The organism is Enterobacter cloacae complex sp.6700776 (genome assembly GCF_048284255.1).
Classification (GTDB): domain Bacteria; phylum Pseudomonadota; class Gammaproteobacteria; order Enterobacterales; family Enterobacteriaceae; genus Enterobacter; species Enterobacter intestinihominis.
Map to the genome: position 1 here is coordinate 21,330 of NZ_JBLVYK010000008.1, position 25,208 is coordinate 46,537.

A 25,208-nucleotide genomic window follows, 5' to 3' on the forward strand; every position below is an offset into this window, starting at 1 on the left:
CTGATGTCTGAATTTGTTACGGTAGCTCGCCCCTACGCCAAAGCAGCTTTTGACTTTGCTGTCGAACACCAAAATGTCGATCGCTGGCAGAATATGCTGGCGTTTGCCGCTGAGGTGACGAAAAACGAACAAATGGCCGAGTTGCTTTCTGGTGCGTTAGCGCCTGAAACCCTCGCCGCGTCGTTTATCGCCGTGTGCGGAGAGCAACTGGATGCCAACGGCCAGAACCTGATTAAGGTGATGGCGGAAAATGGTCGTCTCCGTGTGCTCCCGGATGTTCTCGAGCAGTTTGAGCACTTACGTGCCCTTAGTGAAGCTACCGCTGAAGTTGAAGTAACTTCCGCGACTGAACTGAGTGATGAACAGCTTGCGAAAATCACCGCCGCGATGGAAAAACGTCTGTCACGCAAAGTTAAGCTGAATTGCAAAATCGATAAGTCTGTAATGGCAGGCGTAATCATCCGTTCGGGTGATATGGTCATTGATGGCAGCGTACGCGGCCGTCTTGAGCGCCTTGCAGACGTCTTGCAGTCTTAAGGGGACTGGAGCATGCAACTGAATTCCACCGAAATCAGCGAACTGATCAAGCAGCGCATTGCTCAGTTCAGTGTTGTGAGTGAAGCTCACAACGAAGGTACTATTGTTTCTGTAAGTGACGGTGTTATCCGCATCCACGGCCTGGCCGATTGTATGCAGGGTGAGATGATTTCCCTGCCGGGTAACCGTTACGCTATCGCACTGAACCTGGAGCGCGACTCCGTAGGTGCCGTTGTGATGGGTCCATACGCTGACCTTGCCGAAGGCATGAAGGTTAAGTGTACTGGCCGTATTCTGGAAGTGCCGGTTGGCCGTGGCCTGCTGGGTCGCGTTGTTAACACCCTGGGTGCGCCAATCGACGGTAAAGGTCCGGTTGAGCACGATGGCTTCTCTCCAATCGAAGTTATCGCACCAGGCGTTATCGACCGTCAGTCCGTTGATCAGCCAGTGCAGACGGGTTATAAGTCCGTTGATGCCATGATCCCAATCGGTCGTGGTCAGCGTGAACTGATCATCGGTGACCGTCAGACCGGTAAAACCGCGATGGCAATCGACGCCATCATCAACCAGCGTGATTCCGGCATCAAATGTGTGTACGTGGCTATCGGCCAGAAAGCGTCCACCATTTCCAACGTGGTTCGTAAACTGGAAGAGCACGGCGCACTGTCTAACACCATCGTTGTGGTAGCTACCGCGTCTGAATCTGCTGCACTGCAATACCTGGCACCATACGCTGGTTGCGCAATGGGCGAATACTTCCGTGACCGCGGTGAAGATGCGCTGATCGTATACGATGACCTGTCTAAACAGGCTGTTGCTTATCGTCAGGTTTCCCTGCTGCTCCGTCGTCCACCAGGACGTGAAGCATTCCCGGGCGACGTATTCTACCTCCACTCTCGTCTGCTGGAGCGTGCTTCCCGCGTTAATGCGGAATACGTCGAGAACTTCACCAAAGGTGAAGTGAAGGGTAAAACAGGTTCTCTGACCGCTTTGCCGATCATTGAAACCCAGGCGGGTGACGTTTCTGCGTTCGTTCCGACCAACGTAATCTCCATTACCGATGGTCAGATCTTCCTGGAAACCAACCTGTTTAACTCCGGTATTCGTCCGGCGGTTAACCCGGGTATCTCCGTATCCCGTGTGGGTGGTGCTGCTCAGACCAAGATCATCAAGAAACTGTCCGGTGGTATCCGTACCGCGCTGGCACAGTATCGTGAACTGGCTGCGTTCTCTCAGTTCGCATCCGATCTGGACGAAGCAACCCGTAAACAGCTGAGCCACGGTCAGAAAGTGACCGAGCTGCTGAAGCAGAAACAGTACGCGCCAATGTCTGTTGCTCAGCAGGGCCTGGTACTGTTCGCGGCTGAACGCGGTTACCTCGAAGATGTGGAACTGGCGAAAATCGGTAGCTTCGAAGCCGCTCTGCTGGCTTACGTCGACCGTGATCACGCTCCGCTGATGCAAGAGATCAACCAGACCGGTGGCTATAACGACGAAATCGAAGGCAAGCTGAAAGCTATCCTCGATTCCTTCAAAGCAACCCAATCCTGGTAATCGTCCGGCGGCTTGTCTCAGGACAAGCCGTCTGGCATTGAGGAGAAGCTCATGGCCGGCGCAAAAGAGATACGTAGTAAGATCGCAAGCGTCCAGAACACGCAAAAGATCACTAAAGCGATGGAGATGGTCGCCGCTTCCAAAATGCGTAAATCGCAGGATCGCATGGCGGCCAGCCGTCCTTATGCAGAGACCATGCGCAAAGTGATTGGTCACCTTGCAAACGGTAATCTGGAATATAAGCACCCTTACCTGGAAGAACGCGACGTTAAGCGCGTGGGCTACCTGGTGGTGTCGACTGACCGTGGTCTGTGTGGCGGCTTGAACATTAACCTGTTCAAAAAACTGCTGGCGGATATGAAAGGCTGGTCTGATAAAGGCGTTCAGTGCGATCTGGCACTGATTGGCTCTAAAGGCGTCTCTTTCTTTAACTCCGTTGGTGGCAACATTGTCGCTCAGGTGACCGGTATGGGTGATAACCCGTCCCTGTCCGAACTGATCGGCCCGGTTAAAGTGATGTTGCAGGCCTACGATGAAGGCCGTCTGGACAGACTGTACGTTGTCAGCAACAAATTTATTAACACCATGTCTCAGGTGCCTACGCTCACTCAGATGCTGCCGTTACCGGCATCAGAAGATGACGAGCTGAAACAGAAAGCCTGGGATTACCTGTATGAACCCGATCCGAAACCGCTGCTGGATACCCTGCTGCGTCGTTACGTTGAATCTCAGGTTTATCAGGGCGTTGTAGAAAACCTGGCCAGCGAGCAGGCCGCACGAATGGTGGCGATGAAAGCCGCGACCGATAATGGCGGCAGCCTGATTAAAGAGCTGCAGTTGGTTTACAACAAAGCTCGTCAGGCCAGCATTACTCAGGAACTCACCGAGATCGTCTCGGGGGCCGCCGCGGTTTAACCAGGTTTACGAATTACGTAGAGGATTCAAGATGGCTACTGGAAAGATTGTCCAGGTAATCGGCGCCGTGGTGGACGTCGAGTTCCCTCAGGACGCCGTACCACGCGTGTACGACGCGCTTGAGGTACAAAATGGTAACGAGAGCCTGGTGCTGGAAGTTCAGCAGCAGCTCGGCGGCGGTATCGTGCGTACCATCGCCATGGGTTCTTCCGACGGTCTGCGTCGTGGTCTGGAAGTGAAAGACCTTGAGCACCCGATCGAAGTCCCGGTAGGTAAAGCAACACTGGGTCGTATCATGAACGTATTGGGTCAACCAATCGACATGAAAGGCGACATCGGTGAAGAAGAGCGTTGGGCTATCCACCGCGCGGCACCTTCCTACGAAGAGCTGTCCAGCTCTCAGGAACTGCTGGAAACCGGCATCAAAGTTATCGACCTGATGTGCCCGTTCGCGAAGGGCGGTAAAGTTGGTCTGTTCGGTGGTGCGGGTGTAGGTAAAACCGTAAACATGATGGAGCTGATCCGTAACATCGCGATCGAGCACTCCGGTTACTCCGTGTTTGCGGGTGTTGGTGAACGTACTCGTGAGGGTAACGACTTCTACCACGAAATGACCGACTCCAACGTTCTGGATAAAGTATCCCTGGTTTACGGCCAGATGAACGAGCCACCAGGAAACCGTCTGCGCGTTGCGCTGACTGGCCTGACGATGGCTGAGAAGTTCCGTGACGAAGGCCGTGACGTTCTGCTGTTCGTTGATAACATCTACCGTTACACCCTGGCCGGTACTGAAGTATCTGCACTGCTGGGTCGTATGCCTTCAGCGGTAGGTTATCAGCCTACGCTTGCGGAAGAGATGGGTGTTCTTCAGGAACGTATCACCTCTACCAAAACTGGTTCTATCACCTCCGTTCAGGCGGTATACGTACCTGCGGATGACTTGACTGACCCATCTCCAGCCACCACCTTTGCTCACTTAGATGCAACCGTGGTACTGAGCCGTCAGATCGCGTCTCTGGGTATCTACCCGGCCGTTGACCCGCTGGACTCTACCAGCCGTCAGCTGGATCCACTGGTTGTTGGCCAGGAACACTACGACACCGCGCGTGGCGTACAGTCCCTGCTGCAACGTTACCAGGAACTGAAAGACATCATCGCCATCCTGGGTATGGATGAACTGTCTGAAGAAGACAAACTGGTGGTAGCACGTGCGCGTAAGATCCAGCGCTTCCTGTCCCAGCCGTTCTTCGTTGCGGAAGTATTCACCGGTTCTCCAGGTAAATACGTATCCCTGAAAGACACCATCCGTGGCTTTAAAGGCATCATGGAAGGCGAATACGATCACCTGCCAGAGCAGGCGTTCTACATGGTTGGTTCCATCGAAGAAGCCGTGGAAAAAGCCAAAAAACTTTAACGCCTTAATCGGAGGGTGATATGGCAATGACTTACCACCTGGACGTCGTCAGCGCAGAGCAACAAATGTTCTCTGGTCTGGTCGAGAAAATCCAGGTAACGGGTAGTGAAGGTGAACTGGGTATTTTCCCGGGTCACGCACCGCTGCTCACCGCCATTAAGCCTGGTATGATCCGCATCGTTAAACAGTTCGGTCATGAAGAGTTTATCTATCTGTCCGGCGGCATTCTTGAAGTGCAGCCAGGCAGTGTGACCGTTCTGGCCGATACCGCTATTCGTGGCCAGGATCTCGACGAAGCGCGAGCCCTGGAATCGAAGCGTAAGGCTGAAGAGCACATTAGCAGCTCTCATGGTGACGTGGATTACGCTCAGGCGTCTGCGGAGCTGGCCAAAGCGATCGCGAAACTGCGCGTTATCGAGTTGACCAAAAAAGCGATGTAACACCGGCTTGAAAAGCACAAAAGCCAGTCTGGATCCCAGGCTGGCTTTTTTTTTCGGCCTTAATTCATGATGAAAAAGATGTAGAATTTTAAGCATCAAACGTTTTTACTTCTCACACAAACTACCGTCAGGATGCGTATGTTAAACAGTGCGATGAGCGTGGTGATCCTTGCTGCAGGCAAAGGTACCCGCATGTATTCCGATCTGCCTAAAGTGCTCCACACACTGGCAGGAAAGCCAATGGTGCAGCATGTTATTGATGCAGCTAATGAATTAGGCGCCAGCCAGGTGCATCTGGTTTATGGACATGGCGGCGATCTGCTGAAAAAAACGCTGCGTGACGACAATCTCAACTGGGTGCTACAGGCAGAACAGCTGGGTACGGGTCATGCAATGCAGCAGGCTGCACCCTTCTTCGCTGATGATGAAGACATCCTGATGCTCTACGGCGACGTCCCGCTGATCTCCGTTGAAACCCTCACTCGCCTGCGTGAAGCCAAACCGCAGGGTGGCATTGGGTTGTTAACCGTCGTGCTGGACGATCCAACCGGCTATGGCCGCATTACGCGTGAAAACGGCAAGGTAACCGGGATTGTTGAGCATAAAGATGCCACTGACGAACAGCGTCAGATTCAGGAGATCAACACCGGCATCCTGATTGCGAACGGTGCGGATATGAAGCGCTGGCTGTCCAAACTCAATAATAACAACGCGCAGGGTGAATACTACATCACCGACATCATTGCGATGGCGTACCAGGAAGGGCGTGAGATTGCTGCCGTTCATCCGGCGCGTATCAGCGAAACGGACGGGGTAAACAACCGTCTACAGCTGTCACGCCTGGAGCGTATTTACCAGTCCGAGCAGGCAGAAAAACTGTTGCTGGCGGGCGTTATGCTGCGCGATCCGGCGCGTTTCGATCTGCGTGGCACGCTGACCCACGGTCGCGACGTTGAAATAGATACTAACGTTATCCTGGAAGGTAACGTCACGCTGGGCAACCGCGTCAAAATCGGCACCGGCTGTGTGATTAAAAACAGCGTGATCGGTGACGACTGCGAAATCAGCCCGTACAGCGTGGTAGAAGATGCGCGTCTGGATCCCGCCTGTACCATCGGCCCGTTTGCGCGTCTGCGCCCGGGCGCTGAGCTGCTGGAAGGCGCTCATGTAGGTAACTTCGTGGAAATGAAAAAAGCACGTCTCGGTAAAGGCTCGAAAGCCGGTCATCTGACCTATCTGGGCGATGCGGAAATTGGCGACAACGTGAACATCGGTGCAGGGACGATTACCTGTAACTATGACGGCGCCAATAAGTTTAAAACCATCATCGGTGATGATGTGTTTGTAGGTTCCGATACCCAGCTGGTGGCGCCTGTTACCGTGGGCAAAGGCGTGACCATTGCCGCCGGGACAACCGTTACGCGCGATGTGGCCGAGAACGAGCTGGTGTTAAGCCGCGTTCCGCAGGTCAGTAAGCAGGGCTGGAAACGCCCGGTGAAGAAAAAGTAACGACAATATACACCCCTCACCCTGACCCTCTCCCCATAGGGGAGAGGGGAACTGAATGGTGCGGTTTTCACCCTCTCCCCTATGGGGAGAGGGCTGGGGTGAGGGGATAACATAATCCTCCCCCCACCAGCAGTACCCATAAAAATAACCCCACTCTCTACAAGGCTCGGGGTGCCCGGAAAGGGCAAATACAGGTCAGCGACAACGCATGGCATAACGCCATAATCAGGAAATCTAACTATGTGTGGAATTGTTGGCGCAGTTGCGCAGCGTGATATTGCTGAAATCCTTCTCGAAGGTTTACGTCGTCTGGAATACCGTGGTTATGACTCAGCCGGTCTGGCTGTCGTCGATGCAGAAGGTCATATGACCCGTCTGCGTCGTCTCGGTAAAGTGCAGATGCTGGCCCAGGCGGCGGAGGAACATCCGCTGCACGGTGGCACCGGTATTGCGCATACCCGCTGGGCGACTCACGGTGAGCCATCTGAAGGCAACGCACACCCGCATGTGTCTGAACACATTGTGGTGGTGCATAACGGCATTATCGAAAACCACGAACCGCTGCGTGAAGAACTGAAAGCGCGCGGCTATACCTTCGTCTCTGAAACCGACACCGAAGTGATTGCTCACCTGGTGCACTGGGAGCTGGCACAGGGCGGTACACTGCGTGATGCGGTGCTGCGCGCTATCCCTCAGCTGCGTGGTGCTTACGGTACGGTGATCATGGATTCCCGTGACCCGTCCACGCTGCTGGCCGCGCGTTCCGGTAGCCCGATGGTGATTGGTCTGGGCATGGGTGAAAACTTTATCGCTTCCGACCAGCTGGCGCTGCTGCCGGTTACCCGTCGCTTTATCTTCCTGGAAGAGGGCGACATTGCCGAGGTGACACGTCGCAGCGTGACCGTATTCGACACGAAAGGCGAGCAGGTTAAGCGCCAGGAAATCGAATCAAACCTGCAATACGACGCGGGCGACAAAGGTGCTTATCGTCACTACATGCAGAAAGAGATCTACGAACAGCCAAACGCCATTAAAAACACCCTGACCGGGCGCATCAGCCATGGTGAAGTGGATCTGAGCGAGCTGGGCGCCAATGCCAACGAAATGCTGAGCAAAGTCGAGCACATTCAGATTGTGGCCTGCGGGACCTCATACAACTCCGGTATGGTCTCTCGCTACTGGTTTGAATCCCTGGCGGGCGTGCCGTGCGATGTCGAAATCGCGTCTGAGTTCCGCTATCGTAAATCCGCTGTGCGCCGTAACAGCCTGATGATCACCCTTTCCCAGTCTGGCGAAACGGCGGATACCCTGGCGGCGCTGCGTCTGTCTAAAGAGTTGGGTTACCTGGGCTCTCTGGCCATCTGTAACGTACCGGGCTCCTCGCTGGTGCGTGAATCCGATCTGGCGCTGATGACCAAAGCGGGCACCGAAATCGGCGTGGCCTCCACCAAAGCGTTTACCACGCAGCTGACCGTTCTGCTGATGCTGGTGGCGAAGCTGGCGCGTCTGAAAGGCGAAGATGCTTCCGTTGAGCATGATATCGTTCACGGTCTCCAGGCGCTGCCGAGCCGTATCGAGCAGATGCTGTCTCAGGACAAGCGCATTGAGGCGCTGGCTGAAGATTTCTCTGATAAGCACCACGCTCTGTTCCTGGGCCGTGGCGATCAGTACCCTATCGCGCTGGAAGGGGCGCTGAAGCTGAAAGAGATCTCCTACATTCATGCTGAAGCTTACGCGGCAGGTGAACTGAAACATGGCCCGCTGGCGCTGATCGATGCGGATATGCCAGTTATCGTGGTGGCACCTAACAACGAACTGCTGGAAAAACTGAAATCTAACATCGAAGAGGTGCGCGCCCGTGGTGGTGTACTGTACGTCTTTGCGGATAAAGATGCCGGTTTTGCCAGCAGCGACAACATGCACATCATCGAGATGCCGCATGTGGAAGAGGTGATTGCGCCGATCTTCTACACCGTACCGCTGCAACTGCTGGCTTACCACGTCGCGCTGATCAAAGGCACCGACGTTGACCAGCCGCGAAATCTGGCGAAGTCCGTTACCGTAGAATAATCCTTCCAGGCTCCGCCATCCGGTGGAGCCTTTTTTTATGACAATCCGTCATTTTCAGCTATTTTATCAGTGTCACATAAAGAAAATATTACTGAAAACAAGCTGTCATAATAATCATTAAGTTTATGATTTAAATATGGATTTTTGCTTATTTTTAAGTGAAATTTTCTTTGTCATAAAACTGTCATATTTCGTACATTTATCTGTCACCTGTTTGTCCTATTTTGCTCATCGTAGCCACTTAAACAATGATTTACGAAATCCTTGCAGGAGACATTATGAAAGTTATGCGTACCACTGTCGCAACTGTTGTCGCCGCGACCTTATCTCTGAGCGCTTTCTCTGCTTTCGCAGCAGCAAGCCTGACTGGCGCTGGTGCAACCTTCCCTGCGCCGGTGTATGCCAAATGGGCGGATACCTACCAGAAAGAGACCGGTAACAAGGTCAACTATCAGGGTATCGGCTCCTCCGGTGGCGTAAAACAAATTACCGCGAATACCGTTGATTTCGGCGCATCCGACGCTCCGCTGTCTGATGAGAAACTGAATCAGGAAGGCCTGTTCCAGTTCCCGACCGTGATCGGCGGCGTTGTGCTGGCTGTTAACATTCCTGGCCTGAAATCAGGCGAGCTGGTGCTGGACGGCAAAACCTTGGGTGATATCTATCTGGGCAAAATCAAAAAATGGGATGACGAAGCCATCACGAAACTGAACCCGGGCGTTAAGCTGCCTTCGCAGAATATCGCGGTGGTTCGTCGTGCTGACGGCTCTGGTACCTCTTTCGTGTTCACCAGCTACCTGGCGAAAGTGAACGAAGAGTGGAAATCTAAAGTCGGTTCCGGCTCTACCGTTAACTGGCCAACCGGTCTGGGCGGTAAAGGCAACGACGGTATCGCTGCCTTCGTACAGCGTCTGCCTGGCTCTATCGGCTATGTAGAGTACGCTTACGCGAAGCAGAACAACCTGGCTTACACCAAACTGGTTTCTGCTGACGGCAAACCGGTTAGCCCGACCGAAGAGAACTTCGCTAACGCCGCAAAAGGCGCTGACTGGAGCAAATCCTTCGCTCAGGACCTGACCAACCAGAAAGGCGACGATGCATGGCCTATCACGTCTACCACCTTCATTCTGGTCCATAAAGAGCAGAAGAAGCCTGAGCAGGGTGCTGAAGTGCTGAAGTTCTTCGACTGGGCATACAAAAACGGCGGCAAACAGGCGAATGACCTGGATTACGCCAGCCTGCCAGACAGCGTGGTTGAGCAGATCCGTGCTGCATGGAAAACCAACGTGAAAGACAGCAGCGGTAAAGCGCTGTACTAACAGGATATTTTTGACGAAGATGGCGGGTGGCGCGCAGCGATCCCGCCCTACGGTTCATCCTGTAGGCCCGGTAAGCGTCAGCGCCACCGGGCATATTCGTAAGACGTCTCATAAAGAAGAGTAATTTATGGCTGCAACCAAGCCTGCATTTAACCCTCCGGGTAAAAAAGGTGACATGATTTTCAGCGCGCTGGTGAAACTGGCTGCGCTGATTGTGCTATTGCTGCTGGGCGGCATTATCGTGTCCCTCATTTTCTCCTCCTGGCCGAGCATTCAAAAATTTGGTTTCGCCTTCCTGTGGACCAAAGAGTGGGATGCGCCGAACGATATCTACGGTGCGCTGGTGCCGATTTACGGCACGCTGGTGACCTCTTTTATCGCTCTGCTGATTGCGGTGCCGGTAAGCTTCGGTATTGCCCTGTTTCTGACGGAGCTGGCACCAGGCTGGCTGCGACGTCCGCTGGGTATCGCCATTGAACTGCTGGCGGCCATCCCAAGTATCGTTTACGGCATGTGGGGCCTGTTTATCTTTGCTCCGCTGTTTGCGACGTACTTCCAGGAGCCGGTGGGTAATGTTCTCTCCGCCGTTCCGTTTGTGGGCGCCCTGTTCTCTGGCCCGGCATTCGGTATCGGTATTCTGGCGGCTGGCGTGATCCTCGCCATCATGATTATTCCGTACATTGCGGCGGTCATGCGCGATGTCTTCGAACAAACCCCGGTGATGATGAAAGAGTCGGCCTACGGCATCGGCTGCACCACCTGGGAGGTTATCTGGCGCATCGTCCTTCCGTTCACCAAAAATGGGGTGATCGGCGGCATCATGCTGGGCTTAGGCCGCGCGCTGGGTGAAACCATGGCGGTGACCTTTATCATCGGCAACACCTACCAGCTCGACAGCGTGTCGCTCTACATGCCGGGGAACAGTATTACCTCTGCGCTGGCGAACGAATTTGCCGAAGCGGAATCCGGGCTGCACGTCGCAGCGCTGATGGAACTGGGCCTGATCCTGTTTGTTATTACCTTTATTGTGCTGGCTATCTCCAAGCTGATGATTATGCGTCTGGCTAAAAACGAGGGGGCACGCTAATGGCGACTCTCGACATGCAAAACACCGCTCAGCTTGCGGAATCTCGTCGCAAAATGCAGTCAAAGCGCCGGATTAAAAACCGCATTGCGCTGACGCTTTCCATGGCCACGATGGCGTTCGGCCTGTTCTGGCTGATCTGGATCCTGATGTCCACCATCACCCGTGGTATTGATGGAATGTCCCTGGCGCTGTTCACCGAGATGACGCCGCCGCCAAACACGGCGGGTGGTGGTCTGGCAAACGCCCTGGCGGGCAGCGGCCTGCTGATCCTGTGGGCGACCGTTTTCGGTACGCCGTTGGGCATCATGGCGGGTATCTATCTGGCGGAGTATGGCCGCAAGTCCTGGATCGCTGAAGTCATCCGCTTTATTAACGACATTCTGCTTTCTGCCCCGTCGATTGTGGTAGGTCTGTTTGTTTACACCATCGTGGTGGCGCAAATGGAACACTTCTCCGGCTGGGCGGGTGTGATTGCGCTGGCGCTGTTGCAGGTGCCTATCGTTATTCGTACCACTGAAAACATGCTGAAACTGGTGCCGGACAGCCTGCGTGAAGCGGCTTACGCGCTGGGCACGCCGAAATGGAAAATGATTTCGGCGATCACCCTGAAAGCGTCCGTCTCGGGGATCATGACCGGTATCCTGCTGGCTATCGCCCGTATCGCTGGTGAAACCGCACCGCTGCTGTTTACCGCCCTCTCCAACCAGTTCTGGAGTACGGACATGATGCAGCCGATCGCCAACCTGCCGGTGACGATCTTTAAATTTGCGATGAGCCCATTCGCGGAATGGCAGCAGCTGGCCTGGGCCGGGGTGCTGATCATCACCCTTTGCGTACTGTTGCTGAACATTCTGGCGCGCGTCATTTTCGCGAAGCAGAAACACGGTTAAATTTTTACGGCGCGGCACATCGCGGCGCCGAATGAGGAAATGAGTCAATGAGTATGGTTGATACTGCCCCGGGTAAGATTCAGGTTCGTGATTTGAACTTCTACTACGGCAAATTCCATGCCCTGAAGAATATCAACCTGGATATCGCGAAGAACCAGGTCACGGCATTTATCGGTCCGTCTGGCTGTGGTAAATCCACGCTGCTGCGCACCTTTAACAAAATGTATTCGCTCTATCCGGAGCAGCGCGCAGAAGGTGAAATTCTGCTGGACGGTGACAACATCCTGACCAATACCCAGGATATCGCCCTGCTGCGTGCGAAAGTGGGGATGGTGTTCCAGAAACCCACGCCGTTCCCGATGTCGATCTATGACAACATCGCCTTTGGTGTGCGTCTGTTTGAGAAGCTCTCCCGTGCGGATATGGACGAGCGCGTGCAGTGGGCATTGACCAAGGCCGCATTATGGAACGAAACCAAAGATAAACTTCACCAGAGCGGGTACTCTCTCTCCGGTGGTCAGCAGCAGCGTCTGTGCATTGCGCGCGGTATCGCCATTCGCCCGGAAGTCTTGCTGCTGGATGAGCCGTGCTCAGCCCTGGACCCGATCTCAACCGGGCGTATCGAAGAGCTGATCACCGAGCTGAAGCAGGATTACACCGTGGTGATCGTCACTCACAACATGCAGCAGGCTGCCCGTTGTTCTGACCACACGGCGTTTATGTACCTGGGCGAGTTGATTGAGTTCAGCGATACGGACGCGCTGTTCACCCGTCCTGCGAAGAAACAAACCGAAGATTATATTACTGGCCGCTACGGTTGATTTGCCTTAGTGCATGTGGAGAAACCATGGACAACCTCAATCTTAATAAACACATTTCCGGCCAGTTTAACGCAGAGCTGGAAAGCATTCGCACCCAGGTGATGACCATGGGCGGCATGGTCGAGCAGCAGCTTTCTGATGCGATTACGGCAATGCACAACCAGGACAGCGAGCTGGCGAAGCGCGTTATCGAAGGCGATCACAACGTCAATATGATGGAAGTCGCCATCGACGAAGCGTGCGTGCGCATCATTGCCAAGCGTCAGCCAACCGCGAGCGACCTGCGTCTGGTAATGGCGATCATCAAAACTATCGCCGAGCTGGAGCGTATTGGTGACGTGGCGGATAAAATCTGCCGCACAGCGCTGGAGAAATTCTCCCAGCAGCACCAGCCGCTGCTGGTGAGCCTGGAGTCTCTCGGTCGCCACACCGTGCAGATGCTGCACGATGTGCTGGACGCTTTCGCGCGCATGGATCTGGACGAAGCGGTCCGTATCTACCGTGAAGATAAGAAAGTTGACCAGGAATACGAAGGCATAGTGCGTCAGCTAATGACCTACATGATGGAAGATTCCCGTACCATTCCAAGCGTGCTGACCGCGCTGTTCTGCGCGCGCTCAATTGAGCGTATTGGCGACCGCTGCCAGAACATTTGCGAATACATCTTCTACTTCGTGAAGGGACAGGATTTCCGTCACGTGGGCGGCGACGAGCTGGACAAGCTGCTGGCGGGTAAAGATCCGAAAGAGTGATGTGTGTGGCGGGTGGAGCTATCGCTTACCCGCCCTACGATCCTTGTAGGCCGGATAAGCGTTAGCGCCATCCGGCTTTGTTTTTTCAGCGAGTAATATCCCACCCGCGCGCCTTCCACAATTCCGGCAGCTGCGCCAGGTCTGTAAAGGTCGTCACTTTTGGATGATCGATCGGCTTGTTGTGCGGATCGGCGCAGAAGTAAAACACCTCCATCCCCGCATCAATCCCCGACTGCGCGCCCGCAGACGAGTCATCCACCAGGATGCAGTTCTCCACGTTGACGTTCATCGCCTTCGCCGCGTGGAACATCAATGCCGGATCCGGCTTCCAGCGCTGGATATCGTAGCCGCTGAACAGTTTTTCCGGGAAGTGGTGCAACATGTCCAGCTTGCCGAGTGAGTGCTGCATTTTGCTGACCGGGCCGTTAGAGACCACGCAGATCGGCACCGTCATCGCATCCAGCAGCGCGTTAGCGCCGGCGATAACTTCCAGCTCGGCGTCGAAGAGGCGTGCGACCTCGGCGCGGTACACCGGTTCCAGATCCGCTTTCGCCAGATCCACCCCGTGCTCTTCGTTAATGATGTCGATGATCTCGTACAGCTTCACGCCCTTAAAGCGTTTAAACACCTCTTCGAGATCGAGCGTAATGCCAAATTCCTGGAACATGGCGACATACGCGCGGGAACAAATGACCTCACTGTCGACCAGCGTACCGTCACAGTCGAAAAATACCGCTTCAATTCCGGACATGCCTTTCCCTTTTAACAAGTTTAACGTTTACGTACGACAGTTTAACGAGACGCAATCGTTGCCGTATAAGCAAAATCAATGAAAAAAGTATCCCGTAACCGCCACTATTGTCGCATTTTGGTATAGGATAGCGACGAATTTTCCCTCCTTGTTCGGAAATTGATGATGAGTCAACAACACACTACCCAGACATCTGGTCAGGGGCTGCTTGAGCGCGTGTTCAAACTGCGCGAGCACGGCACAACGGCACGCACCGAAGTGATCGCCGGTTTTACTACCTTCCTGACGATGGTCTATATCGTTTTCGTTAACCCGCAAATTCTGGGCGTGGCTGGCATGGACACCAGCGCCGTCTTTGTTACCACCTGTCTGATCGCGGCCCTTGGCAGCATCCTGATGGGCGTTTTCGCTAATCTGCCCGTGGCGCTGGCCCCGGCAATGGGTCTTAATGCGTTCTTTGCGTTCGTGGTGGTTCAGGCGATGGGCCTGCCGTGGCAGGTTGGGATGGGGGCTATTTTCTGGGGCGCGGTCGGCCTGCTGCTGCTGACCATCTTCCGTGTGCGCTACTGGATGATTGCGAACATTCCCGTGAGCCTGCGCGTGGGCATCACCAGCGGTATCGGTCTGTTTATCGGCATGATGGGGCTGAAAAACGCTGGCGTAATCGTGGCGAACCCGGAAACGCTGGTGAGTATTGGTAACCTGACCTCTCACAGCGTGCTGCTGGGCGTGCTGGGCTTCTTTATTATCGCGATCCTGGCGTCGCGTAACATCCACGCTGCGGTGCTGGTCTCTATCATCGTGACCACGCTGCTGGGCTGGATGCTGGGTGACGTGCATTACAGCGGTATTGTCTCTGCGCCACCGAGCGTTTCTACCGTGATTGGTCACGTTGATCTGGCGGGCTCGCTGAACCTGGGTCTGGCCGGAGTGATTTTCTCTTTCATGCTGGTCAACCTGTTTGACTCCTCCGGTACGCTGATTGGCGTGACGGACAAAGCGGGTCTGGCGGACGAGAAAGGCAAATTCCCGCGCATGAAGCAGGCGCTGTATGTGGATAGCATCTCGTCCGTTGCGGGTTCTTTCATCGGCACCTCCTCTGTTACCGCTTACATTGAATCCTCTTCCGGCGTGTCCGTGGGTGGCCGTACTGGCCTGACGGCGGTAGTCGTGGGTCTGCTGTTCCTGCTGGTGATCTTCCTCTCTCCGCTGGCGGGGATGGTGCCACCGTACGCGGCAGCTGGCGCGCTGATCTACGTCGGCGTGCTGATGACCTCGAGCCTGGCGCGCGTGAAGTGGGAAGATCTGACGGAAGCCGTTCCGGCGTTTATTACCGCGGTGATGATGCCGTTCAGCTTCTCGATCACCGAAGGTATCGCGCTGGGCTTTATCTCGTACTGTGTGATGAAGATCGGTACCGGCCGTTTTCGCGAACTCAGCCCGTGCGTGATGATTGTGGCGCTGCTGTTTGTGCTCAAGATTGTGTTTATTGACGCGCACTAAGGTGCGGTGTGTGGTGTCAGGTGGCGCTTCGCTTACCTGACCTACTGACGAGTGTAGGCCCGGTAAGCGCTAGCGCCACCGGGCTTTTTTATCAGGTTTTAACCCGCTTAATATAATCCCCAAACGCAGTCAGCTGACCAGAGAGATGGTCACGCGTACTCTGATCCACCACTTCACCCGTCTGCGGGTCGACTTTGTTCTGAATCACGCCGCCCATAAATTCCGGCTTGTTCATCACCATCGCATCCAGGAACACCAGGATCTGTCGCAGGTGATACTGGCAGCGCGCACCGCCGATGGCGCCCATTGAGCTGGTCTGGATCAGCACCGGTTTGCCTGACAGCGGCTGCTCCGGTAAACGGGATAACCAGTCAATCGCGTTCTTCAGACCCCCCGGAACCGAGTAGTTATATTCTGGCGTTACAATCACTACACCATCAGCCTGACGGATCTGCTCGGCTATCGCCTCCACGCTGTGCGGGAACCCTTCTTCCTGCTGAACGTCAGCATCATAAAGCGGGATGTCGCCAATAGACGGCAGGGCGCTGATCTCCATTCCCGCAGGCGCCAGCTGTGGCAGCGTGCGCGCTACCATCCCGTTAAACGAACCTTTGCGCAGGCTTCCCAGTAACGTAACAACTTTCAACGTATCAGACATGATTACTCCTGTTTCATCATGATGACCCTGGACGGATCAGCTATGGGTGTATGCTTTTTCTGCCGGTAAACTGGTTAATCGCATCAGGCGCGCGGCGGGCTCGTTGGCGCGCTCAGGTACATCCGGAAGACTACGCCAACCGCGAATACTGTCAAACTCCCAGATTTTCAGCCGTTCGATGGCGGGGCTCACCGCAACGGACCAGATCAGTACGTCCTCAGCGTCGCTGAGCGCCTCTACCAGCGAGGCTTTCGCGGCACGCAGGCGTCCGGAGCCGGGAAGCAGCTGCAACAGGCTGGCGTCGTCTGATGCCGCGCCGCTCAGTTTACGGATGCTCTGGCGAAGGGTGATGAGCTGCGCTCTGGCTTCAACGGGATCGTTCTGGTTACGTATCCACAGCTTTTCATTGCTGGAGAGCGGGTATTCATCGAGCGCGTTAGCACCATGGAAGCTGCGCGTGACGCGTTGCAGCTCCATATCCAGGCCGCAATCACCTTCAGTCGTCAGCGCGACGCCAACAATGTTGCCGGTATACGCAATGGAAAAATGGGGGAGTGCCGGGTCCGCAAAAACCGGGCGACCTTCTGGCTGGGTGAGTATGTCCGGTAATTCGCTGGTGCCGTACAGCATAAAAAGCAGTTCTGCGAGGAGCGCTCTGGAAGCTAAAAACCGCGTCCTGCGGTGTTCAGGTAGTTTGAGCGCCTCACTGTGACAGGCTGAAGAAATTCTGGCCGATACGAGATGCCCTTCCGTTAATGTTCCTCGTGCAAAGTGCGTAGCCATTTTTCGCTCCCTGATAATGGTCGTAGTCGGTTAAACGGTTACATGATTATCGCTTAACTCAGCTTCTGTTTTAATCAGTAAATAGAAATAAGAGAAGCCTGAGGACCGAACTTTACATTATCTTAGGCAAAAACCTGACCTGGCGCGGTATACAGGGCTTTTATAGTTTCGCGCAGCCAGATAATTTTCGGATTATGGCTGTTCCGCTTATGCCAGATTAGCGTGAAGGGTACGGTCAGCTTTTCTGCCTGCGCCTCATCGATGGGAATGGGAAGGCAGACCAGATTACGCTGGTGGAGTTGATTGTAGTGATGGCAGTAGTAGGGCGCAGTGGCAATGTAGTTGTGGTCCGGCTGAGCCGCCATAAACATCGACTGTTCAAAGCCGGGCAGGCTCATGGCGACGTTGCGCTCGCGGCCCATCTCTTTTAGCACTTCATCAAGCGCCCAGGTATCGCTGCGCTCCCAGAAGATGCTGATATGCGGGTAGCGCAGAAACGTCTCAAGGTTCCACGCTTCGTGAAGTGCCGGATGATCTTCTCGCAGATAGACGCACGGACGGTCGCTGAACAGGATTTCGTAGTCAATAAACCACGGCATCAGCTTTAGCAGCTCGCGGGAGCGCGGGTGCGTTTCGCGGCCGGTAAAACCGAGATCGACCTCCCCGCGTGTAATGGCGTCCAGCGAATCATAATCCCACTGGCGCAACTTCACCGTCGCCTGTGGGTAGCGCTCATTCACCTGCTCCAGCAGGGTGTTGAAGCGAATCAGCATCAGCGGCGTTTCGGCGGCGAGCACAAACTTGAGCCCGCCTGGAGAGCTATGGTGGAATTTATCGACGATTTGATTGCCAATCTGCATCCAGTCGGCCAGATCCTGTTCCAGACTCACCGTTAGCGGCGTGGGCAGTAGCCCTAAAGGCGTTTTCACAAACAGCGGATCGTCGAACCAGTCGCGCAGCTTCGCCAGCGATTTACTCACCGCGGACGGCGTCACGTTCATTCGCTTCGCGGCTTTGGTGACGCTGCGCTCCTGCAACAACAACTGCAGGCAAAGTAAAAGATTAAGATCGAGACTGCTGATGGGCTTCTTCATAGTGCGCCGCGGGCTGGATGACCATAAGTAAGGTAATGCAGAGTATGCTACAGCCAATCAGAACCCCGATCAGCATATTCAGCGCGTTAAGGCCGATGACTGCCGCCAGCCAAATCCACAGCGACGAACCGCAGACCTGCGCAATGCCCAGCACCGAGCTTGCCACGCCTGCCCGCAGTGAGAACGGGCCAAGCGCCTGACTCATCGCCACGCCGAAGCCGCCGGAGAATCCGGCGCAGATCAGGGTCATACCCACCAGCATCAGCGCATGTGAGGTGGCGGTCGCCAGAATTACGCCTGCGGCGAGAAACAGCGTCTGTGAAGCGAGCATCAGCGTGCGCTGGCGGAAGATATTGAGCGCAAAGGGCATCGAGAATGAAACCGCCATGCTGACCATCGCATTGAGCGCCATCACCGTCGAATACTCACCGCGATCGAAGCCTATCGTCTCCATCAGTAACACCGGGGAAACGTTTACATAGGTGAGGATCACCGCCACGCTGAGCGTGATGATGGCCAGGCGGCTCAGGAAAAAGCGATTCAGAAGCTTTTCAGCCGGATGAATGGTAGCAGCGTGGTGCGTCTGCTGCGAACCGGGATGGGTCTCTTTCAACACCGTCACGGACAGTATAAAGACGATGGCGCCCATTGTGGCCATAGTCCAGAAAAGGCTCTGCCATGGAAATTTCAGCATGATCAGGTAGCCTACAACCGGTGCCAGCACCGGGATGATGCAGGTAATGCCGTTCAGCATCGACAGCACCCTGGCGCGGCGCTGGGCGCTCAAGGTATCGCGCAGAATGGCAAACGCCACCACGTAACAGCCGCCCGCGCCAATGCCCTGGATAAAGCGCCCTGACAGGAACATTGTGCTTTCCTGAGCCATTGAACACAGTACCGATGCCAGCGTAAAGATAACCGCCCCCGTAATGGCGACGGGTTGACGGCCGGCTCTGTCCGCGATTTTCCCGGCAAATACCATCGACGACGCCATTCCCGCGAGGTAGGCCGAAAACGCGATGTGCAGTTGCGCCTCGCTGGCACCCAGATCGCGGGCAATATGCGGTAGCCCCACCAGATACATATCAATACCGGACGGATACAGCAGAACTAATGCGAAACTACAAAACAGAAAACGAGCCATAAATCCCCCATAGGTGCAGGCAAGCAGGATAGGGGGCATAGGGGGATTAAGCGAGTTGCCATTGGGACAATGGTGATTTCCCTGGAGGAAACCACCATGTTCTATCGGGGATTACTTACCAATACAGAAGCTTGAGAAAATTCGTCCCAGCAGATCGTCCGACGTAAACTCCCCGGTGATCTCGCTCAGGTTCTGCTGCGCCAGACGCAGTTCCTCCGCCAGCAGCTCGCCGGCCCAAGCGCCGATCAGCTGGGCTTTGCCCTGCTCAAGGTGGCGAGCCGCCTCTTCCAGCGCCTGCAAGTGACGACGACGGGCCAGGAAGCCGCCCTCCATACTGGTGTCGAAGCCCATGCTCTGTTTGAGATGGTTACGCAGGGCTTCCACGCCTTCCCCGGTACGGGCCGACAGGCGAATAAGTGAGTGACCATTCACATCGCTGATGCCCAGCGTTTCGCCGGTAACGTCGGCCTTATTGCGCACCACGGTGATCGGCAGTTTGGCCGGGAGACGGGCAATAAAGTCTGGCCAGATTTCTGCCGGGTCAACGGCGTCGGTTGTGGTTCCGTCCACCATAAACAGCACGCGGTCGGCCTGCTCGATCTCCTGCCAGGCGCGTTCGATACCGATACGCTCGACTTCATCGCTCGCATCGCGCAGGCCAGCGGTATCGATGATGTGCAGCGGCATGCCGTCGATATGGATATGCTCGCGCAGGACGTCGCGGGTAGTGCCGGCTATGTCGGTCACGATCGCCGCTTCACGGCCCGCCAGGGCGTTCAGCAGGCTTGATTTCCCGGCGTTGGGGCGACCAGCAATGACCACCTTCATGCCCTCACGCAGCAGGCTGCCCTGGCGCGCTTCGGCGCGAACGGCATCCAGATCGTTCATCACCTGGTTGAGCTGGGCTTCGATTTTGCCGTCAGAAAGGAAGTCAATCTCCTCGTCCGGGAAGTCGATAGCCGCTTCAACATAGATTCGCAGGTGAGTAAGTGCTTCCACAAGGTGATTCACGCGTGCGGAAAATGCCCCCTGCAACGAGTTCAGCGCGGAGCGGGCTGCCTGTTCGGAACTGGCGTCGATCAGGTCGGCAATCGCTTCGGCCTGAGCCAGGTCGAGCTTATCGTTCAGGAAGGCACGCTCGGAGAACTCACCCGGCTTCGCAATGCGCAGGCCAGGCAGGGTCAGAATACGTTTTAACAGCAGGTCGAGGATCACCGGGCCGCCGTGACCCTGAAGCTCCAGCACGTCTTCGCCGGTAAAGGAGTTTGGGCCGGGGAACCACAGCGCAATGCCCTGGTCCAGCGAGGTGCCGTCGGCATCTTTAAATGGCAGATAATCAGCGTAGCGCGGCTTTGGCAGTTTACCCAGCACCGCTTCGGCCACCTCACGCGCCTTCAGGCCGGAGATGCGCAGAATGCCTACACCACCGCGTCCCGGTGGGGTTGCCTGGGCGACGATAGTGTCGTTATGGCTCATGGTTGCTCTCGTTCAATACAAATAAAAAAGGCGGTCAATCGACCGCCCTTATTTTAGCGTTAAGTTACCGAATCAGGACTTTTTCTTTTCGCGGCTATGCAGACCACGTTTTTCCAGACCACGGTAAATCAGCTGCTGCTGGATGATGGTCACCAGGTTGCTGACGATATAGTACAGCACCAGACCTGACGGGAACCACAGGAAGAACACGGTGAAGATGACCGGCATAAAGGTCATGATCTTCTGCTGCATCGGGTCAGTCACGGTGGTCGGAGACATCTTCTGGATGAAGAACATCGTCACGCCCATCAGGATCGGCAGGATGTAGTACGGGTCCTGTGCGGACAGGTCATGGATCCACAGGGCGAACGGCGCGTGGCGCAGCTCAACGGAACCCATCAGCATGTAGTACAGCGCAAGGAAGATTGGCATCTGAATCAGCAGCGGGAAGCAACCACCCAGTGGGTTCACTTTTTCTGCTTTATACAGGGCCATCATCTCCTGGCTCTGACGCTGTTTGTCATCGCCCAGACGCTCACGCATAGCCTGAATCTTCGGCTGTAGCATACGCATCTTCGCCATGGAGGTGTACTGCGCTTTAGTCAGCGGGTACATGATGCCACGAACGATAAAGGTGATAACGATGATGGAGAAGCCCCAGTTACCCAGGAAGCTGTGGATGAACTTCAGCAGCTTAAACAGCGGCTGAGAGATGAACCACAACCAACCGTAATCAACGGTCAGATCCAGGTGCGGCGCAACGGCAGCCATTTTGTCCTGGATTTCCGGGCCGACCCACAGGGTGCTTGCCAGCTTACCGGTTTGACCCGGCTGCACCAGAACCGGCTGAGATTTGTAGCCGATGGCTGCAATACCGTTGCCGAGGTTCGCGGTGTAGAAGTTGTTCGTACCGTCGTTATTCGGTACCCACGCCGTCGCGAAATACTGTTGCAGCATTGCGACCCAACCGCCTTTAGAGCTGACGTTCAGGTTTTCGTTATCGGCAATGGTGTCGAATTTGTATTTCTCGTACTTGGTATCTGGCGTGGAGTAAGCCGCGCCACGGAAGGTATGCAGCGCAAAGTTGCTGCTTCCGGTGTCACGGTGAGACGGCAGATTGATGGACTGCTTCAGCTGACCAAAGGTAGAGATTTCCAGCGGTTTCGCACCGGTGTTCTGTACGCTGTAGCCCACGTTCACCGCATATTCACCGCGTTTCAGGGTGAAGGTTTTGGTGAAGGTGTTGCCTGCCGCGTCGGTGTAGGTCATCGGAATAACCAGTTCGTTCTGGCCATCAGCCAGCACAAAGGTGTCATTCTCGACGTTATACAGTGGACGCGCACCGTTCGCCGGGTTATCCGGGCCATCACGACCGGTCAGGCCGCTCTGTGCCTGGTAGATAAACTCAGGCGTGGTTTCCAGTAACTGGAACGGTTCGGTAGACTTCAGCTCTTTCGGGTAGGTCAACAGCAGCGCCTGCTCAACATCACCACCACGGGTGTTGATAGTCAGCTCAAGCACATCGGTCTTAACCGTAATCTGTTTCCCCTGGCCACTGGCCGGTACGCCCTGGTCGGCGGCGCTACCCGCTGCGGTGGTCGTGGTCTGCGTGGTCTGCTGCTGGGGTTGAGGATTTTTATCCTGCTCCCATGCCTGCCAGATCATGAAAGACACGAACAACAAAGCGATGATAAGAAGATTGCGTTGCGAATCCATCGTTAGTGTTCTCTGGTATCAAAAGGTCCTGGAGGGACGGGGTCGTCTCCACCTGGGTGTAAAGGGTGGCATTTTAATACGCGTTTCACCGTCAACCAACTGCCTTTTATCACTCCAAACCTGCGCAATGCCTCAATTCCGTAGCTTGAGCATGTTGGCGTGAAACGGCAATGTGGCCCGAGTAGCGGACTAATCAGGCGTTGATAGACCCGAATGAGGGCTATCAGGACCCGCGAGCCAGGCGACAGTGGCGGCGCCATAATTTTTCCAACGCTTCCGAGAGAGCACGGTTATCGAGGTCGGCAACCCCTTTTTTAGCCACCACCACGAAATCCATTGAAGGCAGTTCGTGCTGACGTAAACGGAAGCTTTCACGCGTCAGACGTTTAATCCGGTTGCGTTCATGCGCACGCTTAACGTTTTTCTTGGCGACTGTGAGACCGATGCGGGGATGCCCCAGCGAATTTTGGCGGCCGAGGATGGTGATTTGCGGCGTGCCAGCCCGTAGTGGCTGCTGGAAGACGAAAGTGAAATGAGTGGGAGTTAACAAACGTAACTCCCTGGGAAATGCGAGCTTAACCACTCAGGGGTTAGCTTTATTACTTGGAAACGGTCAGACGAGCGCGGCCTTTAGCACGACGACGTGCCAGAACCTGACGACCATTTTTAGTAGCCATACGAGCACGGAAGCCGTGAGAACGGTTGCGCTTCAGTACAGACGGTTGAAAAGTGCGTTTCATGGCGATTTCTACCTAAACTTGAATAAATTCACTGACTTTTGCGTATACCCGAACGAGATTCGAACGACTAACGCCTCAGCGTGGGTGATTAAAGAGGCCGGATTGTAATAATTGTACACTCCGGAGTCAATTCTCTTTCCTTAAATCCCTGCGTATTTCCGCACGATTTCGCGTGGAAAATGAGCAACGAACGACGCAGGAAGATGAGCATCACGCGCCGGGTCGAGGATTATACGGGCTCGCCAACAAAGCGCAAGGATCCTCCTGGATCTTCGTTAGATCATTTAAGCCCAAAATTGTCTGTGCTCATTAAATTTTCCAATATGCGGCCTAAATCGCGAGGCACTCGCGTCAGGATCGTTTACACTTACCCGATTCCGGATCTTCCTGTGGATAAATCGGGAAGAATCTGTGAGAAACAGAAGATCTCTGGCTCAGTTTAGGCTATGATCCGCGGTCCTGATCGGGATCCAGCGATCCTGGCCGGACATAAACACAACATCGTTCAGGCTCTATCAACGATAGCGTGTATAACCGCAGATAGCGGTTCGCACATCACCCTGATGGGGTCATGTCGATGTGCGCCAACAATCATGAATATTCAATAGTTTTCTTTTATTGTTCGAGTGGAGTCCGCCGTGTCACTTTCGCTTTGGCAGCAGTGTCTTGCCCGATTGCAGGATGAGTTACCAGCCACAGAATTCAGTATGTGGATCCGCCCATTGCAGGCGGAACTGAGCGATAACACGCTGGCTTTGTACGCGCCAAACCGTTTCGTGCTCGATTGGGTAAGGGATAAATACCTTAATAACATCAATGGACTGCTGAACGATTTCTGCGGGTCAGATGCCCCACAGCTGCGTTTTGAAGTGGGCACAAAGCCGGTCACCCAAACCGTTCGTGAAGTTGTCAATGTGGCAGCCCCTGCACAGGCGGCGCCCACTCCAGCGCCTCGCGTTGCACCGGCTCGTCAGGGCTGGGATAACGTTCCGGCCCCCGCTGAGCCTACCTACCGCTCTAATGTTAACGTGAAACACACGTTCGATAACTTCGTTGAAGGTAAGTCGAACCAGCTGGCGCGCGCGGCGGCCCGCCAGGTTGCCGATAATCCCGGTGGTGCTTACAACCCGCTGTTCCTTTATGGCGGCACGGGTCTCGGTAAAACGCACCTGCTGCATGCGGTGGGCAACGGCATTATGGCGCGTAAGCCCAATGCCAAAGTAGTGTATATGCACTCCGAACGCTTCGTTCAGGACATGGTAAAAGCCCTGCAAAACAATGCGATCGAAGAGTTTAAACGCTACTACCGTTCCGTTGATGCGCTGCTGATCGATGACATCCAGTTCTTTGCCAATAAAGAACGATCGCAGGAAGAGTTTTTCCACACCTTTAACGCCCTGCTGGAAGGCAATCAGCAGATCATTTTGACCTCGGATCGTTATCCAAAAGAGATCAACGGCGTTGAAGATCGTCTCAAATCCCGCTTCGGCTGGGGCCTGACCGTGGCGATCGAGCCGCCGGAGCTGGAAACCCGCGTCGCGATCCTGATGAAAAAAGCCGACGAGAACGACATTCGCCTGCCGGGTGAAGTGGCGTTCTTTATTGCCAAGCGCCTGCGTTCCAACGTTCGTGAGCTGGAAGGGGCACTGAACCGCGTTATCGCCAACGCCAATTTTACCGGTCGTGCGATCACCATCGATTTTGTGCGTGAAGCGCTGCGCGATTTGTTGGCATTGCAGGAAAAACTGGTCACCATCGACAATATTCAGAAGACGGTGGCTGAGTACTACAAGATCAAAGTGGCAGATTTACTGTCTAAACGTCGTTCCCGCTCGGTGGCGCGTCCGCGTCAGATGGCGATGGCGCTGGCAAAAGAGCTCACCAACCACAGCCTGCCGGAAATCGGTGATGCGTTTGGTGGCCGTGACCATACGACCGTGCTGCACGCCTGTCGCAAGATTGAGCAGTTACGCGAAGAAAGCCACGACATAAAAGAAGATTTTTCCAATTTAATCAGAACATTATCATCGTGACG

Annotated in this window: 24 protein-coding genes; 14 read left to right on the top strand and 10 right to left on the bottom strand. The window is 54.9% G+C overall.

Annotated elements, in window-relative coordinates; genetic code table 11:
* Positions 1–3 precede the first annotated feature (3 nt).
* From atpH to phoU, 12 genes are all read left to right on the top strand, one after another.
* Complete coding sequence (gene atpH, locus ACNQ0T_RS13755) at positions 4–537, top strand: F0F1 ATP synthase subunit delta (RefSeq protein WP_003862369.1); 534 nt, start codon at positions 4–6, stop codon at positions 535–537.
* Between the two features lie 12 nt (positions 538–549).
* A complete protein-coding gene (atpA, locus tag ACNQ0T_RS13760; RefSeq protein WP_006808751.1) occupies positions 550–2,091 on the top strand; it encodes a F0F1 ATP synthase subunit alpha in 1,542 nt (513 codons plus the stop codon).
* A 51-nt stretch (positions 2,092–2,142) separates the two neighbouring features.
* Complete coding sequence (atpG, locus tag ACNQ0T_RS13765; protein ID WP_003862364.1) at positions 2,143–3,006, top strand: F0F1 ATP synthase subunit gamma; 864 nt, start codon at positions 2,143–2,145, stop codon at positions 3,004–3,006.
* Positions 3,007–3,037: 31 nt separating this feature from the next.
* Entirely contained in the window at positions 3,038–4,420 is a 1,383-nt protein-coding gene (gene atpD / locus ACNQ0T_RS13770) for a F0F1 ATP synthase subunit beta (protein WP_003862362.1), read from the top strand.
* Between the two features lie 20 nt (positions 4,421–4,440).
* Positions 4,441–4,860 carry a F0F1 ATP synthase subunit epsilon gene (locus ACNQ0T_RS13775; RefSeq protein WP_006177560.1) on the top strand — a complete coding sequence of 140 codons (420 nt, stop codon included), beginning with the start codon at positions 4,441–4,443 and terminating at the stop codon, positions 4,858–4,860.
* Between the two features lie 138 nt (positions 4,861–4,998).
* A complete protein-coding gene (glmU, locus tag ACNQ0T_RS13780; RefSeq protein WP_022649874.1) occupies positions 4,999–6,369 on the top strand; it encodes a bifunctional UDP-N-acetylglucosamine diphosphorylase/glucosamine-1-phosphate N-acetyltransferase GlmU in 1,371 nt (456 codons plus the stop codon).
* Between the two features lie 240 nt (positions 6,370–6,609).
* Positions 6,610–8,439 (top strand): glutamine--fructose-6-phosphate transaminase (isomerizing), encoded by a 1,830-nt coding sequence (gene glmS / locus ACNQ0T_RS13785; RefSeq protein ID WP_032626716.1) that lies wholly within the window; start codon positions 6,610–6,612, stop codon positions 8,437–8,439.
* 278 nt (positions 8,440–8,717) lie between these two features.
* Positions 8,718–9,758: a phosphate ABC transporter substrate-binding protein PstS gene (gene pstS, locus ACNQ0T_RS13790; protein WP_022649876.1), complete on the top strand. Its 1,041-nt coding sequence runs from the start codon at positions 8,718–8,720 to the stop codon at positions 9,756–9,758.
* 127 nt (positions 9,759–9,885) lie between these two features.
* Complete coding sequence (gene pstC / locus ACNQ0T_RS13795) at positions 9,886–10,845, top strand: phosphate ABC transporter permease PstC (protein ID WP_022649877.1); 960 nt, start codon at positions 9,886–9,888, stop codon at positions 10,843–10,845.
* Entirely contained in the window at positions 10,845–11,735 is an 891-nt protein-coding gene (gene pstA, locus ACNQ0T_RS13800) for a phosphate ABC transporter permease PstA (protein WP_022649878.1), read from the top strand. The genes pstC and pstA overlap by 1 nt, the downstream gene beginning before the upstream one ends.
* A 47-nt stretch (positions 11,736–11,782) precedes the next feature.
* On the top strand, positions 11,783–12,556 hold the full coding sequence (pstB, locus tag ACNQ0T_RS13805) for a phosphate ABC transporter ATP-binding protein PstB (RefSeq protein WP_003861154.1): 774 nt from the start codon (positions 11,783–11,785) through the stop codon (positions 12,554–12,556).
* Between the two features lie 26 nt (positions 12,557–12,582).
* Entirely contained in the window at positions 12,583–13,308 is a 726-nt protein-coding gene (gene phoU, locus ACNQ0T_RS13810; RefSeq protein ID WP_003861153.1) for a phosphate signaling complex protein PhoU, read from the top strand.
* Between the two features lie 85 nt (positions 13,309–13,393).
* On the opposite strand, the gene yieH is transcribed toward phoU, so the two are convergent.
* Entirely contained in the window at positions 13,394–14,059 is a 666-nt protein-coding gene (gene yieH / locus ACNQ0T_RS13815; RefSeq protein WP_022649879.1) for a 6-phosphogluconate phosphatase, read from the bottom strand.
* Between the two features lie 165 nt (positions 14,060–14,224).
* Between yieH and adeP the strand changes: the two genes are divergently transcribed.
* Positions 14,225–15,562, top strand: coding sequence for an adenine permease AdeP (adeP, locus tag ACNQ0T_RS13820; protein ID WP_139152660.1), 1,338 nt, complete (start codon positions 14,225–14,227; stop codon positions 15,560–15,562).
* 91 nt (positions 15,563–15,653) lie between these two features.
* Here the strand turns inward: adeP and ACNQ0T_RS13825 are convergent, their stop codons facing one another.
* The 9 genes from ACNQ0T_RS13825 to rpmH all read right to left on the bottom strand — a co-directional run bounded on the left by ACNQ0T_RS13825 (position 15,654) and on the right by rpmH (position 23,173).
* Complete coding sequence (locus tag ACNQ0T_RS13825) at positions 15,654–16,220, bottom strand: NADPH-dependent FMN reductase (protein WP_022649881.1); 567 nt, start codon at positions 16,218–16,220, stop codon at positions 15,654–15,656.
* Positions 16,221–16,256: 36 nt separating this feature from the next.
* A complete protein-coding gene (locus ACNQ0T_RS13830) occupies positions 16,257–17,003 on the bottom strand; it encodes a 4'-phosphopantetheinyl transferase family protein (RefSeq protein ID WP_023298947.1) in 747 nt (248 codons plus the stop codon).
* A 122-nt stretch (positions 17,004–17,125) separates the two neighbouring features.
* Complete coding sequence (gene yidZ / locus ACNQ0T_RS13835) at positions 17,126–18,097, bottom strand: HTH-type transcriptional regulator YidZ (protein WP_022649883.1); 972 nt, start codon at positions 18,095–18,097, stop codon at positions 17,126–17,128.
* Positions 18,066–19,241 (bottom strand): MFS transporter, encoded by a 1,176-nt coding sequence (locus tag ACNQ0T_RS13840; protein ID WP_032622027.1) that lies wholly within the window; start codon positions 19,239–19,241, stop codon positions 18,066–18,068. The genes yidZ and ACNQ0T_RS13840 overlap by 32 nt, the downstream gene beginning before the upstream one ends.
* Before the next feature lie 111 nt (positions 19,242–19,352).
* Positions 19,353–20,717: a tRNA uridine-5-carboxymethylaminomethyl(34) synthesis GTPase MnmE gene (gene mnmE / locus ACNQ0T_RS13845; protein ID WP_022649885.1), complete on the bottom strand. Its 1,365-nt coding sequence runs from the start codon at positions 20,715–20,717 to the stop codon at positions 19,353–19,355.
* A 72-nt stretch (positions 20,718–20,789) separates the two neighbouring features.
* Positions 20,790–22,433, bottom strand: coding sequence for a membrane protein insertase YidC (gene yidC, locus ACNQ0T_RS13850; protein WP_023298949.1), 1,644 nt, complete (start codon positions 22,431–22,433; stop codon positions 20,790–20,792).
* Between the two features lie 2 nt (positions 22,434–22,435).
* Positions 22,436–22,693, bottom strand: coding sequence for a membrane protein insertion efficiency factor YidD (yidD, locus tag ACNQ0T_RS13855; protein WP_001307474.1), 258 nt, complete (start codon positions 22,691–22,693; stop codon positions 22,436–22,438).
* Positions 22,657–23,016, bottom strand: coding sequence for a ribonuclease P protein component (rnpA, locus tag ACNQ0T_RS13860; protein WP_006808764.1), 360 nt, complete (start codon positions 23,014–23,016; stop codon positions 22,657–22,659). The genes yidD and rnpA overlap by 37 nt, the downstream gene beginning before the upstream one ends.
* Before the next feature lie 16 nt (positions 23,017–23,032).
* Entirely contained in the window at positions 23,033–23,173 is a 141-nt protein-coding gene (rpmH, locus tag ACNQ0T_RS13865) for a 50S ribosomal protein L34 (protein WP_000831330.1), read from the bottom strand.
* A gap of 638 nt (positions 23,174–23,811) precedes the next feature.
* Between rpmH and dnaA the strand changes: the two genes are divergently transcribed.
* Entirely contained in the window at positions 23,812–25,206 is a 1,395-nt protein-coding gene (gene dnaA / locus ACNQ0T_RS13870) for a chromosomal replication initiator protein DnaA (protein ID WP_023298950.1), read from the top strand.
* Positions 25,207–25,208: the final 2 nt, after the last annotated feature.